General features: G+C 60.0%; 10 protein-coding genes and 2 pseudogenes. All 12 read right to left on the bottom strand.

Annotation, left to right across the window (positions count from 1 at the left end; genetic code table 11):
* Position 1: 1 nt before the first annotated feature.
* Positions 2-1,033 carry a PhoH family protein gene (locus AC0L7L_RS04630; RefSeq protein WP_473513777.1) on the bottom strand — a complete coding sequence of 344 codons (1,032 nt, stop codon included), beginning with the start codon at positions 1,031-1,033 and terminating at the stop codon, positions 2-4.
* 264 nt (positions 1,034-1,297) lie between these two features.
* Positions 1,298-2,671: pseudogene (miaB, locus tag AC0L7L_RS04625) on the bottom strand (tRNA (N6-isopentenyl adenosine(37)-C2)-methylthiotransferase MiaB); the annotation flags it as partial.
* A gap of 63 nt (positions 2,672-2,734) precedes the next feature.
* Positions 2,735-3,529 (bottom strand): lyso-ornithine lipid O-acyltransferase, encoded by a 795-nt coding sequence (gene olsA / locus AC0L7L_RS04620; RefSeq protein ID WP_473512356.1) that lies wholly within the window; start codon positions 3,527-3,529, stop codon positions 2,735-2,737.
* Positions 3,530-3,568: 39 nt separating this feature from the next.
* The gene (locus AC0L7L_RS04615) at positions 3,569-4,015 is read right to left on the bottom strand and encodes a GNAT family N-acetyltransferase (protein WP_272210546.1); all 447 of its coding nucleotides are present in this window, start codon (positions 4,013-4,015) and stop codon (positions 3,569-3,571) included.
* 60 nt (positions 4,016-4,075) lie between these two features.
* The gene (gene tsaB / locus AC0L7L_RS04610) at positions 4,076-4,729 is read right to left on the bottom strand and encodes a tRNA (adenosine(37)-N6)-threonylcarbamoyltransferase complex dimerization subunit type 1 TsaB (RefSeq protein ID WP_272210545.1); all 654 of its coding nucleotides are present in this window, start codon (positions 4,727-4,729) and stop codon (positions 4,076-4,078) included.
* A 44-nt stretch (positions 4,730-4,773) separates the two neighbouring features.
* Positions 4,774-5,337 carry a NifU family protein gene (locus tag AC0L7L_RS04605; RefSeq protein WP_272210544.1) on the bottom strand — a complete coding sequence of 188 codons (564 nt, stop codon included), beginning with the start codon at positions 5,335-5,337 and terminating at the stop codon, positions 4,774-4,776.
* Between the two features lie 74 nt (positions 5,338-5,411).
* A complete protein-coding gene (locus AC0L7L_RS04600; RefSeq protein ID WP_272210543.1) occupies positions 5,412-5,903 on the bottom strand; it encodes a universal stress protein in 492 nt (163 codons plus the stop codon).
* Positions 5,904-6,049: 146 nt separating this feature from the next.
* A complete protein-coding gene (trpS, locus tag AC0L7L_RS04595) occupies positions 6,050-7,111 on the bottom strand; it encodes a tryptophan--tRNA ligase (RefSeq protein ID WP_272210542.1) in 1,062 nt (353 codons plus the stop codon).
* Positions 7,112-7,207: 96 nt separating this feature from the next.
* Positions 7,208-8,776, bottom strand: coding sequence for a murein biosynthesis integral membrane protein MurJ (gene murJ, locus AC0L7L_RS04590; protein WP_473512352.1), 1,569 nt, complete (start codon positions 8,774-8,776; stop codon positions 7,208-7,210).
* Positions 8,773-11,719, bottom strand: a pseudogene (locus AC0L7L_RS04585) ([protein-PII] uridylyltransferase). Before AC0L7L_RS04585 ends, murJ begins: the two are co-directional and overlap by 4 nt.
* A gap of 39 nt (positions 11,720-11,758) precedes the next feature.
* Positions 11,759-14,488, bottom strand: a complete 2,730-nt coding sequence (mutS, locus tag AC0L7L_RS04580; RefSeq protein ID WP_473512348.1) for a DNA mismatch repair protein MutS — start codon at positions 14,486-14,488, stop codon at positions 11,759-11,761.
* Between the two features lie 188 nt (positions 14,489-14,676).
* A complete protein-coding gene (olsB, locus tag AC0L7L_RS04575) occupies positions 14,677-15,552 on the bottom strand; it encodes a l-ornithine N(alpha)-acyltransferase (protein WP_473513775.1) in 876 nt (291 codons plus the stop codon).
* Between the last annotated feature and the right edge of the window lie 19 nt (positions 15,553-15,571).

Here is a 15,571-nt window from a genome sequence, read left to right as displayed (position 1 = left end):
GTCAGCGATCATCGCCGCTGGTGGACGGTACAAGACGTCCCTCATAGGCCGCAACGATGCGGGCGACGAGCGGGTGACGGACGACATCCTTATCGGTAAACCGGTTGGTCGAAACACCTTCCACGCCCTCAAGCACGGACAACGCTTCGACTAGGCCGGATTTGACACCGCGCGGCAGATCGACCTGGCTCGGATCGCCGGTGACAACCATGCGCGAATTTTCGCCAAGCCGCGTCAGAAACATCTTCATCTGCATCGAGGTGGTGTTCTGCGCCTCGTCGAGAATGATCGCGGCATTCGTCAGCGTACGTCCGCGCATGAAGGCCAGCGGCGCAATCTCGATCACGCCCGCCGTCAGGGCGCGCTCCACCCGCTCGCCCGGGATCATGTCATAAAGCGCATCGTAAAGCGGCCTCAGATAAGGGTCGACCTTTTCCTTCATATCGCCCGGCAGGAAGCCGAGCCGTTCACCCGCTTCCACAGCAGGGCGCGACAGAATGATCTTCTCGATTGCACCGCGCTCCAGAAGCTGGGCGGCATGGGCCACGGCAAGATAGGTTTTGCCGGTCCCCGCAGGGCCAACACCGAAGACCAGTTCGTTGCGTTCCATGGCGCGGATATAGGCATCCTGTGCCGGTGTGCGGGCAGCAATCGACTTCTTGCGTGTCGAAACCTGCGACATCGAAAGCCGTGCCTTGCGCTCCAGCGTCGGCAGGGTCAGCTGATCGTCAGCGGCCTGCGCCATGCGGATTGCCCCTTCGACATCGGATTTTTCCAACTGAACGCCTTTCTGAAGCTGCTCATAGAGATAATCGAGCGCGCGTCTTGCCTGATGCGTGGCGAGCGTCGAGCCGCTGAGCGCGACCGAATTGCCACGCGGCACCGCCGTTACGGCAAGCTGCTTTTCCAGCAATTTCAGATGCTCGTCGAACTGGCCGAACAACGCGCTGGCATAGCGGTTGTTCTCGAATGTCAGGACGAAATGGCTGGCCTCGGCGGTCGGCCCGGCCTGGATTTCATGCTTTGCAACCATCTCAGTAGCGTTCAAGCGGTCCGTCTCCTTGACAAAAGCAAATGGCACCACCTGCAGGCCTCAGCCCGGCACATGCAGTGTCTTTGTTGCGATACATAGGAAATCGTTCAGTCAACGACAGAGGTAAAGCGGCAGAAATGTGATTCTTTATTCGCCAATCGCTCTTCATGGAGAAAGGCTAAACGCGATTCTTCGCTTTGTGAAGTGAATTTCAGGCAGCGCCCAAGATTTCACCGCGCTGTCACAGGTCAACTGAGACGAGATCGCCGCCAGGCTATTGGCACTGGCATCTGTCACTTTTACACGCACCATATCGCCGACATTGGCATCACCGGCATCGATCACCACCGATTGCAGCCAAGGCGAACGACCAATCAGCTGGCCGGAATTACGACCGGGCTTTTCCAGCAGAATGTCCATTTCCATGCCGATCCGCGATTGCGCGAACTCGAGCTGATGACGCGTGAGCATCGCCTGCAGCCGCTGCAGGCGCTCGGCCTTGACCGCTTCCGGCACCTGATCGCCAAGTTCAGCACCAGGAGTTCCCGGACGCGGCGAATATTTGAACGAGAAGGCCTGCGCATAACGCACCTTTTCAACCAGGTCGAGCGTGGCCTGGAAATCCTCTTCCGTCTCACCGGGAAAGCCGACAATGAAATCGCCGGACATGGCGATATCGGGCCGCACTTCACGGATACGCTCGATCAGAGCCAGATATTCTTCAGCCGTATGGCGGCGGTTCATCGCTTTCAGAATTCGGTCGGAACCGGACTGTACCGGCAGATGCAGATAGGGCATCAGCTCCGGCAATTCACGGTGAGCCGCCATCAGCCGCTCATCCATATCGCGCGGGTGGCTGGTGGTGTAGCGCAACCGGTCGATACCGTGGATTGCGGCAAGATCAAACAGAAGCGCGCCAAGCCCCCATTCCGCGCCGTCCGGCCCCTCGCCGTGCCAGGCGTTGACATTTTGACCCAGCAGCGTGATTTCACGCACGCCGTTTTCGGCCAACCGGTTCGCCTCATCGACGATCTGTTTGCGCGAGCGGGAGATTTCGGACCCGCGCGTATAAGGCACCACGCAGAAGGTACAGAACTTGTCGCAGCCTTCCTGCACCGTCAGAAATGCGGAAACATTCTTCGGACCGTTGCCGCGCTCTTTCTTTGGCAGGTAGTCGAACTTGTCCTCGACCGCGTATTCGGTATCGACCACGCGCTCGCCGGTCTTGGCGCGGCGCAGCGCTTCGGGAAGCCGGTGATAGGTCTGCGGGCCAATCACGACGTTGACATCCGGCGCACGGCGCAGGATTTCCTCGCCTTCCGCCTGAGCAACGCAACCGGCAACGCCGATCAGGGTTTCACGGCCCTGCCGCTTGCGGTCAGCCTTCAGGTCGCGGTAGCGCCCGAGCGCGGAATAGACTTTTTCCGCCGCCTTTTCACGGATGTGACAGGTGTTGAGTAGAATGAGATCCGCATCCTCGATCACCTCGGTCGGCTGATAGCCGTCAGCGGCGAGCGCCTCGCCCATGCGTTCACTGTCATAGACATTCATCTGACAGCCATAGGTTTTGATGAAAACCTTGCGCTGGTTGGTTGCGGGCGCATCCTGCCGGGTCAATGTCGTGGTGTCCTGTGTCATGGTCGGCCTTTTAACGCGGTTTCAGTTTTGAGAAAATGAAAAAATGCGCGCGACGTAAATGGCTCAGGGCCGAGAGCGGCCGCACAACCGCTCAGAGAGTAGAATACGCATACGCTCTTCGACCTCGACCGCTGCAGCCTTGCGCTTCGTACCCGCCTCGAATGTCACGCTGTCGCCGAAACAGACATCAACGTCCAGTGCGCGCGCCTTGATGACGCCGGCAAGCGAAGGGAGCATATCGACATCCCCCGGCCATGACACAATGGAGCGCATGAAGCGCCCCATCGGTAGTCCATGAATGCCGGTATATGCGAGCGCCACCGGCTGCACATAGACCGTACCGTCCGGCGAAAACGGCACTGCACTCGAAGCCGCGCCGAAGAGTGAGTATTTCAGCGGCAAAAGCCTATTGCCGTCAGAGGTCGTGCCTTCGGGAAACAGGATGATGATCTCGCCGCCTGCCAGCCGTTCGGCAATCGAATTCACCTGACGCCCTGTGCCCCGCCGGTCGGCACGCTCGATGAAGACCGAATTCTGCAGCCGCGCGAACAGCCCGAAAATCGGCCAGGATCGCACTTCCGACTTGGCGATGAAGGCAACATCGGCCACCCGGCCCAGCACGATGATATCGAGCCAGCTGGTATGGTTCGAAGACAGCATCAGCGGCCGCCGGGTCTCGATCCCGCCATGGACGTGAATGCGGATGCCGAGCACGAAACAGGCAACCATGTGCCAGTAGCGCGGCATCCTGCGGGCAAGCGCCCAGCCGCGCCAGAGTGCGATGATCTGCAGGGGAGCGAGCACCGCCGTGGCGAGAAACAGGGCAAGCGCCACATAGGCATAGCGCAGCCATATCATCGCCTTGGGCCTCCCACATTTGCGTTTTGACGTTTCCGGTTAGCCGAGATCACGCCGCAAGACAAGCGCGGTAGAGCGTGTCCCGTCATCATGGGCGTAATAGGCGTTGCGGCGGCCGACCTCGAAAAAGCCGAGCTTGCGGTAGAGGCCGAGCGCTACGCCGTTGTTGGCATCGACTTCCAGAAGCATATAACCCGCGCCGCGTGCGCGCGCCTCCTGCATGGCTGCGACCATCAAACGCCAGCCAACACCGTTGTGGATGTAATTGCGATCGACACAGATGGTGAGAATTTCAGACTCCTCACCCACACTGCGGGCCAGAACGAAACCCGAGGCAGGAGGACTGACAACCCTGTTCATATGCCGCGCAATATGGCCGAACACCGGCTTCTGCCCCAAAAGCTTTCGCAGCTCGCCCGCGCTCCAGGCCGGTGAAAACCGCTTTCGGTGGATATCGGCGGCCAGCCCCAGATGCTCGTCAGACAAAGGAAACAGATCTATTTCCGGCGATCGTCTCAAAAACGGCAACATTGCAAATCCGATCGATCAGCGGCGAGCGACCGCAAAGCCGGTCTGTGGCTTGGCATCGGGCGCGCGCAGATAGAGCGGGCTCACCGGCTGTCCTGGCATCGGTTCACGGCCAAGCCGCGCGATACTATCGATTTCAGCCCCTGTGACATCACCGCCGGTCTCAACCCCGGCCGCAACCGCCCCGGTGCCAAAGGCGACCGCATCATGCTCCCGCAACAGCTCTTCAAGCGCGCCATAGGCATAGGTCGCCGGTGGGTTCAGCGCCCGTCCCTGCGCATCGAAAACCTGAGCATAGGCCTCACCGCGACGGGCATCAATGGTCGCCAGCACAGCGCGGCCAGTGGCAAATCGAAGCGCCTGTCGCCCAATCGCCGACAGCGTCGACACACCCACGCATTCGGCTCCGGTCGCAACCGCCAGCGCACGCGCTGTGGACACTCCGATCCGGACACCGGTAAAGGAACCTGGGCCGATATTGACCGCAACCCGGTCAAAGCCTGACGGCGCCTTTCCGGCCTTTTGCAGCGTTTCGTCTATGACGGCCATCAGCCGCTCGGCATGGCCTTTACCGATGGTCTCGACCGTGCGGGACAGCACCGTGGCGCTTTCCGTTTCAAAGAGGCATGCAGCACAATCCGCCTGAGCCGTATCGAGCGCCAGTATAAGCATTCCGGACCTTTCAGAACCGACGGTAAGCCGCCGTGAAGCCTTTGTCAGACGGCCTCGACATGCTCCACTTCGGGCACGAAGTGATGCAGCAAATTCTGAACACCATGCTTCAGTGTCGCCGTAGACGACGGGCAGCCAGAGCAGGCACCGCGCATATTGAGAAATACCGTTCCCTCGCGATAACCGCGGAAGGTGATATCGCCGCCATCCTGGGCGACGGCCGGGCGCACGCGGGTATCGAGCAGTTCCTTGATCGTGGCGACGATGGTTTCATCGCCGGTATCGAAAAACTCCTCGTCGCTATCAGCGTCCACCTGCGGCGCCTCACCGGCCATCACCGGCGCATCGGACATGAAATGCTCCATGATCGCGCCGAGGATTGCGGGCTTGAGATGCTGCCATTCGGCGTCACCCTTGGTGACGGCTACGAAATCATAGCCGAACATCACGCCCTCAACGCCGGGTACGGCGAAAAGCCGGGTTGCCAACGGCGACACAATCGCGTCATCCGCCGAGCGGAAATCCGCATTACCGCTTTCCATCACGATCCGGCCGGGCAGGAATTTCAGGGTCGACGGGTTCGGCGTCGTTTCGGTCTGGATGAACATATTCATCTCCAAATCATATCGTCGGGGGCGGCTTTGCCTTTATATCGGCGCTTTGACCGTCAATCGCAAGGGCATCAGCAAAGCGCATCGATATCGGCATCGTCCAGCCCTTCGGGCAGAACGGTAACCGGAATGCTGAAGGCCTTGTTGCGTCCGGCCAGCAGCGAGACCAGCGGGCCCGGCCCATCCTTTGCCGAACCGGCAGCAAGCACCAGAATCGCGATATCGCGGTCTTCCTCGACAGCGGCGTTGATCTCATCGGAACGATCACCCTCGCGGATCACGATTTCCGGCTCAACACCGATCGCCTCGCGCGCAGCCTCGGCCGCCTTGTTGACGATCGCTTCTGCTTCCTGCCAGGCCTCGGCCCGCATGAACTCCTGAACGCCGATCCACTGCTGAACCTCATGTTCAGGGATCACATAGCAGAGCACGAGCCCGCCATTGGTGTTCTTTGCACGACGGCCAGCGTAGCGAACTGCGCGGTTGCATTCTGGCGTATCGTCGACAATGGCCATGAATTTTCGGCGATGTCCGGCTTCGCCGGAAAGTCGTTTGGAAACCATGTTTGCGAAACTCCAATTGTCCGGCCCCGAACCGCCTGAAAAGCCCGGCGACAAGCGCCGGACCGGACAGTCACGCCGCCTTGCGGGCGACCGTCTGCCAGCGATCCAGACACCGTATCATAGCATAGATGACGTAAAAGCAAGCGTCAGAGCAGGCCAACGATCTCGTGCACATCTTTCATCGTTGTCTCGGCGATTGCCCCTGCCCGTTCCGAACCATCCTTCAAAACGGCATCGATATGGGCGGGATCATCGATGAGACGGCGCATCTCGGCGTTGACCGGCGAGAGCACAGAGACGGCAAGCTCAGCCAGCGCCGGCTTGAACTGCGAGAACTGCTGGCCACCGTATTCAGCAAGCACATCAGCCTTGGTGCGATCGGAAAGGGCTGCAAAAATGCCAACAAGATTATCGGCTTCGGCCCGCCCCTTTAGGCCTTCGGTTTCGCTCGGCAGTGCATCCGGATCGGTCTTGGCCTTGCGGATCTTGCGGGCCACCGTATCGGCGTCATCGGTCAGGTTGATGCGCGAAAGATCAGAGGGGTCCGACTTCGACATCTTCTTCGAACCGTCCTTGAGGCTCATGACGCGCGGCGCCGGTCCCTCGATCAGCGGCTCGACCATAGGGAAGAAGGCGTTCACCGGCTGATCGCCGACCATGATATCAACACCCTTGCCGATCTCCTTGATCTTCTTGGAAAAATCAAGATTGAACTTCATCGCGATATCGCGCGTCAACTCAAGATGCTGCTTCTGATCATCACCGACGGGCACATGGGTTGCGCGGTAAACCAGAATGTCGGCCGCCATCAGGCTCGGATAGGCCAGCAGGCCGAGCGAGGCGTTTTCACGGTCCTTGCCGGCCTTGTCCTTGAACTGAGTCATCCGGTTCATCCAGCCGATCCGCGCCACGCAGTTGAAGATCCAGGCCAGTTCCGCATGCTGCGGTACGGCGGACTGGTTGAAGACGATGTGCTTCACCGGATCGATACCGGAGGCGAGATAGGCCGCGGTGATCGAACGGGTCTGGCTCTTCAGATCCTCATGGACGAGCTGTGCGGTGATCGAATGCAGGTCTACCACGCAGTAGATGCAGTCCATCTGATCCTGCAGCGCGACGAATTTGCGCAGTGCGCCCAGATAGTTACCGAGATGGAGGTTGCCGGTCGGCTGCACGCCGGAGAAGATTTGCGGCTTGAATTCGCTCATGTGATGGTCTCTTTCGGACGGGTGGAAGGCCCGGTCGGTTGAATTTCGATAGCGCTTATGCACCGCTGGCAGCGGCAGGTCAAACAGCCAGACGCCCTAGCCCTTGCCGCGACGCCTGACAAGACGGCCGATCAGCGCCCGGTTGACGCCACCGGTTGCCAGGACGAGGCCGAAATAGACGACGGCTGCAAGTCCAAGCAGAATGAGAAGCCCACCAAGCTGCTGCAGGAAAGCCGCTTCCGGCGTAAACCAGTCAGACATCCGCCCTGCCGCAAGCCGGACAGCAACCGCCATGGCAACAGCGCTGGCGATGATCAGCGGCCCGCGGCGCATCAGCAGCCGATCGAACCGCAACTGCCCGGTGATGATCAGAGTTGCGGCCAACAGCAGAACATTGGTCCAGCCTGAGACCACTTCGGCCAGCGCGATGCCGCGTTCGGCAAGGATCGGGAACAGCGAGATTGCGAGGATCGAATTGATCACCACGGCCACCAGCGTGAAACGCATCGGCAGCTTGGTGTTTTCGCGCGCGTAAAACGCCGGCTGAAGCGCCTTGGTCAGCGCAAAGGCCGGAAGCCCGAAGGCATAGACCGTCATGATCGCGGACACCAGCGCCGTCGTTTCCGGCCCGAAGGCTCCGCGCTCATAAAGCACGCGGGTAATCTCCGGCGAAATCACCATCAGCCCGAAGGCGGCCGGCACCGTCAGAAACAGCACGAATTCGATTGTCCTGTTCTGGATATGCGAGGCTTCGGAACTGTTGCCGGCCTTGAGCGCCCGCGACAGCTCCGGCAACAGCACGACGCCGCCAGCGACCCCGACGACGCCGAGCGGCAACTGGTAAAGCCTGTCGGCATATTGCAGCGCGGAGATTGCGCCATCCTTGCCCGAGGCGACCGCCTGGCCGATGATCTGGTTGATCTGGATAACGCCGCCGGTGATCGCTGCAGGCACGGCAAGGGCAACCAGACGGCGAATTTTCGGTGTAATCTTCGGCAGGCGGAACGTCAGCCGCATGCCGGCGCGGCGCACATCGAAATAGACAACGGAAAGCTGGATGATGCCAGCGCCCAGCACCCCCCAGGAGAGATTGCGCGCCATCTGCTCCGGGTCCGCGCCGGTATAGACACCGTAGGCCAACACACCGATCAGCACGACATTGAGGAACACCGGCGCGATCGCAGCGGCGAAATAGCGGTGCAGCGAATTGAGCATGCCGCTCATCATCGCCATCAGCGACATGCAGATCAGATAGGGAAACATCACCGAGGCAAGCCGCACGGTCATCTCGAATTTCTCGACATCATCGGCAAAGCCAGGCGCGATGATGAACCGCACCAGAAGCGGCATGGCGAGTTCCATCACCACAGTGATGACGAGGAGAAAGGAAAACAGAACGCCAAACACCTGCTCGGAAAAGCGCTTGGCACCGTCGACGCCGTTTTCCTCGATCTCCTTGGAAAACAGTGGCACGAATGCGGCGTTGAAAGCGCCTTCGGCAAACAGGCGCCGGAACAGGTTGGGAAAGCGGAAGGCCGCGTAAAAAACGTCGGCCATAGCACCGTTTCCGAGAGCGGCCGCCATCATCGTCTCACGCGCAAAACCGAGCAGCCGGCTTGCAAATGTGGCGCCGCCGACGGTGGCGAACTTGCCGACGAGGCTCATCGAGCGTTTCCGTCCTCTTTGACCGTCGTATCCTGCCCGTTTTCCGCCGGCAGCAGCATGCCCTGCGGCATGCCCTTGCGATAGGCGTCTCCCTTGTCTTCCAACACGGCTTTCATCCGCTCCAGGATCGCCGCCTGACGGTTTTCGTTGGTGATCTTGGCACCAACAAGGTCGGTCACATAAAAGCTGTCGATCACCTTTTCACCGAAAGTGGTGATCCGCGCGGTCTGGATATCCAGCGACAATTCCGAAAGCGTCTGGGTGACGTCGGCGAGAAGTCCGGTCCGGTCCAGACACTCGATCTCGATCACGGTGAAGATGTTCGAGAGCTTGTTTGAGACCGATACATGCGTCGAAACGGAAAACGCGCTCGCCGTACGCCGCTCTCGGCTGCGCGCGGCAATCAGATCCGTCAGATGCTTGCGGCCCGTGAGCACATCCTCGATCAGCTTGCCAATCGTGTTGGCGCGCCGCAGCTCATCCGCATCGTCGTCGAACGCGCGGTTGAGCAAAATGGTATCAAGTGCGCGGCCATCCGTGGTGGTGAAGATCTGCGCGTCTGCAATATTAGCACCAGTGGCAGCGCATGCTCCCGCGATAATCGACAAAAGCCGCGGATGGTCGGGCGCCAGAAGCGTGATCTCGGTGATATCGTGGAACGTATTAGTGCGCACCATGGTCGCAAACAGCTTGCGGCCTGTATCAGCCTCGCGAATGAAGCGGGCATGGCGCACCTGATCTTCCAGCGGCACGGAAAGCAGGTAGTTCTGGTATTGCAGATTGGCGTATTTGTGCCGCTCGTTGTCGCCCCAACCTTCCAGAGCATTATCAAGCGATTCGACAGCGTGCTGAGTACGTGCCTTGCGCGAGACCGCAGAAAAGCCGCCGGACAGCAGGATCTCGGTCTCGTAATAGAGCGTACGCAGAAGCTGGCCTTTCCAGCCATTCCAGACATCCGGGCCAACGGCGCGGATATCGCAGACGGTGAGGATCAGCAGCATGTTGAGCCGGTCGAGCGACTGCACCTTGTCGGCGAAATCGACCACGGTCTTGCGGTCGTTGAGGTCGCGGGTCTGCGAAGTCATCGACATCAGCAGGTGATACTCGATCAGCCAGGCAACCAGCTCGGTCTGTTTGACCGAAAGACCAAGCCGCGGGCAGATCTTGCGCGCCAGCCGTGCTCCGGCAATCGAATGATCCTCCTTGCGGCCCTTGGCGACATCGTGCAGCAGCACCGCGACATAAAGCACCGTCCGCTCTTCGACCGAAGTGATCAGGCGGGCGGCCAGGGGATGCAATTCGCTCTCGCCACCGGCATTGTCGAGTTCGGACAACACATCGACCGAGCGGATGAGGTGCTCGTCCACGGTGAAGTGGTGATACATGTTGAACTGCATCATCGAGACGATGCGGCCAAACTCCGGCAGGAAGCGGCCAAGCACGCCCGCCTCGTTCATGCGCCTGAGATAAAGCGCGGGATTGTTGCGCGAGGTCAGGATCGACAGGAACAGCCGGTTGGCCTCCTCGTTTTCGCGCAGATCTCGCATTGATCAGCGACAGCGAACGGGTCACGACCTTCAGCGCATCGGGATGAAATTCGAGATCGTTGATGATCGCAACATAGAAGAACCGAATGATCGCCACCGGGTCCTTCTTGAACACATCCGGCTCCGCAAGCGCTATGCGCCCGCTATCAGAGACAAACTCGATCGAGCCGGGAATGGTCCGCTGCCGCCGGGAGAATTTGGACAGGACTGCGCGCGTCAGCGAGGGCGCGGCCTTGGCCTGCTGCTCTTCAAGGTCCGAGCAGAAAATCCGCGTCAGATCGCCAACATCCTTGGCGACCAGAAAATAGTGTTTCATGAACCGTTCGACAGCCGAAAGGCCGGGCCGATCCTGATAGCCGAGCGCTTCGGCAATCTCGCGCTGAATATCGAAGGACAGCCGCTCCTCCGCCTTGCCGGTGAGAAAATGCATGTGGCAGCGTACCGCCCACAGAAAATCCTCAGCACGGAGAAACAGCTTCAGCTCCTGTCGCGACAGCACGCCGAGGTCAACGAGCTGGGTGGTTTCGGGCACCCGGTAGAAATATTTGGCGATCCAGAACAGCGTGTTGAGATCACGCAATCCGCCCTTGCCTTCCTTGACGTTGGGAACCACGAGATAGCGCGTATCGAATGATTTTTGATGGCGCTGATCGCGTTCGGCAAGCTTTGCAGCAATGAATTCCGGCGCGCTATTGGCGACGATCTCATCATCAAAGCGGCGCTCGAGTGTATTCGCAAGCGTCTTCCGTCCGGCGATATAGCGCATCTCCAGAATCGAGGTGCGGATCGTCATGTCGGATTTGGAAAGCTTGATGCACTCGGAAATGGTGCGGGTGGCATGGCCAACCTTAAGCCCCAAATCCCAAAGCATATAGAGCACATATTCGATCGATTTCAGCGTCTCGGCATGGTCGCCGTCATTGATCAGGAACAGAAGATCGATATCCGAGCCGGGCGCCAGCGTGCCGCGTCCGTAGCCACCAACGGCGGTGATCGTGAATTCATTGCCGGTTTCTGGGTAGATCGTCTGGGTCACGAGCGTATTCAGCGCGATCAGGATCTGATCCTGCAGCCAGGACACCCGGCGGGCGCACTCCAGCCCGCCGCCATTTTCCTTCAGGATATCGTAGGCACGAGCACGGCCAGCGGCATTCACCTGTTTGAGATGGGAAAGAATATCCTGCCGCAGCTGATCGGAATTGTCGGCGTTCTTCTTGGCGATCGCACGCAGAGCGGCCTTGAGCCTTGATGGCTCAAGCACCTCCGTCATTGCATAACGGTCAGGCTGCGCCTTGCGCGCGTTTTTTTGACTGTGTGCTCGGCAGTGCTTTCGCGCTGCTCGCCCGCGGATTTCTGCATAGACTTGCCTTTTCACCTGCGGTTCTTTTGCCGCCATTGGTGTTTTCCTGTGCCACCGGTGGTGTCTTAAGGCAAATCAGCCTTCAATGGAAACATCATCGTGCATTTTCCGCTTCAACGCATATAACGCCTCCAGCGCCTCGCGCGGTGTCATGTCGTCCGGCTTCAGGCTATTGAGCATCGCTTCGACCTCCGACGCATTCGGCTCCGGTTCCGGTGCGCGCATGGAGGCCTGAAACAGCGGCAGATCGTCGATCAGACTTGCCGCCGGGTTCTTGCGGTCGGCATCCTCGAGCCGGGCGAGTACGTTTTTCGCCCGCTTGACCACGGCTGAGGGCAGCCCGGCTAGACGTGCGACCTGAATACCGTAAGAGCGGTCGGCAGCACCCGGACCAACCTCATGCAGGAAAACGACCTCGCCCTTCCATTCCTTGACCCGCATCGTGGCATTGACGAGGCGCGGCAGTTTTTCCGAAAGCGCGGTCAGCTCGTGAAAATGGGTCGCGAACAGGCCACGGCAACTATTGACGTCGTGCAGATGCTCGACCGCCGCCCAGGCAATCGACAACCCGTCGAAGGTCGCCGTACCGCGGCCGATCTCGTCGAGAATGACCAGCGAGCGCGGTCCTGCCTGATTGAGGATCGCCGCCGTTTCCACCATCTCGACCATAAAGGTCGAGCGGCCGCGCGCCAAATCATCTGATGCGCCGACGCGGGAAAACAACCTGTCGACGATGCCGATATGGGCTTTGACCGCCGGAACATAGGCACCGATTTGCGCGAGGATGGCAATCAAGGCGTTCTGGCGCAGGAATGTCGATTTACCCCCCATATTCGGGCCGGTCAGAAGCCAGAGGCAGCCCTTTTCGCCACTTTCGGGCGACAGCGTGCAATCATTGGCGACAAATGGCCCTGCCGATTGCCGCGCCAGCGCCTGTTCGACCACCGGATGACGGCCACCTTCGATTTCAAAGGCGGTGGTGCCGTCCACCACTGGTCGGCAGTAGGCCTCTGCTTCGGCGAGAATGGCAAACCCGGCGGACACATCCAGCACGGAAAGCGCAACTGCGCCCTGTTTCAGCCGTTCCGCGCTGGCAACAACGGCTTGCCTGAGCGCCTCGAAGGCCTCAAGTTCAACTACCAGCGCCTCACCGGCAGCATTGGCGATCCGGCTTTCGAGATCGGCAAGTTCAGCTGTCGTAAACCGCATTGCGTTCGCCATCGTCTGGCGATGGATGAATTTTGCCTTGGCCTCATCGCCCTCCGTCAGAGCCCGTGAATTACCGCTGGTCACTTCGATGAAATAGCCAAGCATATTGTTATGCTTGATTTTCAACGCCTTGACGCCGGTCTCCTCGGCATACTGCGCCTGAAGGCCCGCAATCACCCGCCGTGAGGTGTCGCGAAGGCCGCGCGCCTCATCCAGGCGCTGATCGGCCCCTTCGCGCACGAAGCCACCATCGCGCTTCAGAAGCGGCAGTTCGTCGGCAAGCTTGGCCGCGAGTTGCGCCTCCAGCTCTTCCGGCAGAGCCTCGAGCGCATCAAGCGCTGCGGCAAGCTCTTCGGGAAGCGATGCGGGTTGCAGATCAGCGGCAATCGCACGCGCAACCTCAAGCCCTCTGAGGATCGCACCGAGGTCACGCGGCCCGCCACGATCAAGCGCCAGGCGCGACAGCGCGCGTGGCATATCCGGCAATTGCTTCAGGTGATCGCGAAGGGCTGCGGAAAGACTGACCTCGCCGAGGAAAAAACCGACCGAATCAAGGCGCCGGTGGACATGTTCGGGATCTGTCAGCGGCGACATCAGCCGCTCGCACAAAAGCCGCGCACCGCCACTGGTCACCGTCCGGTCAACGGCCTTGAGCAGCGAGCCGTCGCGGCCGCCATTCATGGTGCGGACCAGTTCCAGATTGGTGCGGGTTGCCGGATCGATGAACATCGAGCCTGACCCGCCGTCCTGCTCGGGAATGCCGAGGGCCGGACGCTCATTGATCTGGGTCTTTTCGACATAGGCAACAGCAGCGGCGGCCGCAGACAGTTCGGGCCGCGAGAACCGGCCAAACCCATCGAGCGTCGCCACCCCGAAGAACCGCGACAGTCGGTCCTTCGCTGTGGCACTGTCGAACAGAACCGCCGGCTGCGGGGCAACCGCACGACCGAGGAGATCGAACACCGGCCGCAGCTTCTGATCTGCAAACAGCGCATCTGAAACCACCAGTTCGCGCGGTTCGACCCGCATGATATCGGCTGCCAGCCGGCTTTCCGATGTCGCGCAGAGCCTGAAGACGCCGGTGGAAATATCGATCCAGGCCAACCCGTAAGCCGCCTCGCCCTCGCCCTTCACCCGCGAAAGCGCCATCAGAAAATTGCTTTCGCCCGGCGCCAGCAGCTTTTCTTCCGTCAGCGTTCCCGCGGTGACAAGTCGGGTGACATCGCGCCTGACCACGGATTTGCCGCCACGCTTCTTCGCTTCCGCCGGGTCTTCCGTCTGCTCACAGACGGCAACGCGGAAACCGAAGGCAATCAGCTTCTGGAGATAATCATCGGCAGCATGAACAGGGACGCCGCACATCGGAATATCACGACCGAGATGCTGGCCGCGCTTCGTGAGCGTGATCGAAAGCGCACGGGCAGCCTCCACGGCATCGTCGAAGAACAGCTCGTAGAAATCGCCCATGCGATAAAACAGCAGGAGATCGGGGTTGGCCGCCTTGATCTCGATATACTGCTCCATCATCGGCGTTGCCGTTGTCCTGCTTTCCTCGGAAATCAGCTCTTCGATCTTGATGCGGTTGTCGTCTGCCACGGTCACTTGCTTGCTTGTGTATGGTTTGGAGCTCTTACCGGCGGAAATGCTTCGCCGGAGACGCTCTCGGCGCCTCGGTTGTCTTTCCATGTCTCACGAAATCGGACCTGCCGAAAGAGCCCGGCAAGAGAAAGCTGGGCAAAACGGTTTTGATGGTGACTGAGTTACACAAAAGGCCGCCGAAGCGGTCAGCTTGCGAAACGGCCAGCGTCGGCGCCGTAGTAATTGATGTAGCGGTCGGAAATCGACGCAATCGGCAGAACCACCAGCACATCGGTGGTATTGAAGGCGTGGTCGACCACGGCCCCCTCGCCAACCATGGCACCAAGGCGCAGATAGCCCTTGATCAGTGGCGGCAGCCCTGTCAGCGCCCGACGTCCGGAAACCTCTTCCGCGCTCATCAGGTTCATGTCGACGGCGAGTTCAGGCCGGGCTTTTACCGCCCATTCGCCGGTGGCGCGGGCGTTGTGATAAAGGAAGGAGAGCGCCATCGCGTGCTCCGCCGAATCCGTGCCATGGAACGAGGCACAGCCGAACATCACCCCGATATTATGCTTCAGCGCATAGGACCAGTTACCCTGCCACAGCAGCTCCACCGTCCGCTTGCTGCGGTAATCCGGCAGCACGCAGGAGCGGCCGAGTTCCATGAACCGGACATCCGGATGACGGGCCACCAGCCTGTCGGTCTGATATTCCGAATCGGAATAGAACCCGCCATGCTCCATCGCCACTTCATGACGCAAAAGCCGGTAAGTCGCGACGATCTGGTCTTCGACATCGCCGTCAAGTTTGGTGTCGAGCACCAGCAGGTGGTCACACATCGCATCCCACTGGTCAAAGTCGCGTTTGGAACGCATCGCCTCTGCCGGAAGGCGGGCCTGCATTTCATCGACGAAAACGCGATAACGCACCGCCTGCGCGGCTTCAATTTCACCGGGGGTGCGTGCGATGCGGGTTTCAAGGCTACCAATGCGGCCGAGAATGCCCTCCTCCAAAAGCGCCTTGGTTACCGCCGGAGCGGCACCGGTGCGTTCTGCGGCCTTAAGAAGGTCGAGCGCTTCCATGGTCATAGCGTGTTCCGGA

This window comes from Martelella sp. K41-7, from assembly GCF_055808365.1.
The sequence above is the reverse complement of the archived record's forward strand: the minus strand, read 5'-3'. Positions and strand labels throughout refer to the sequence as shown.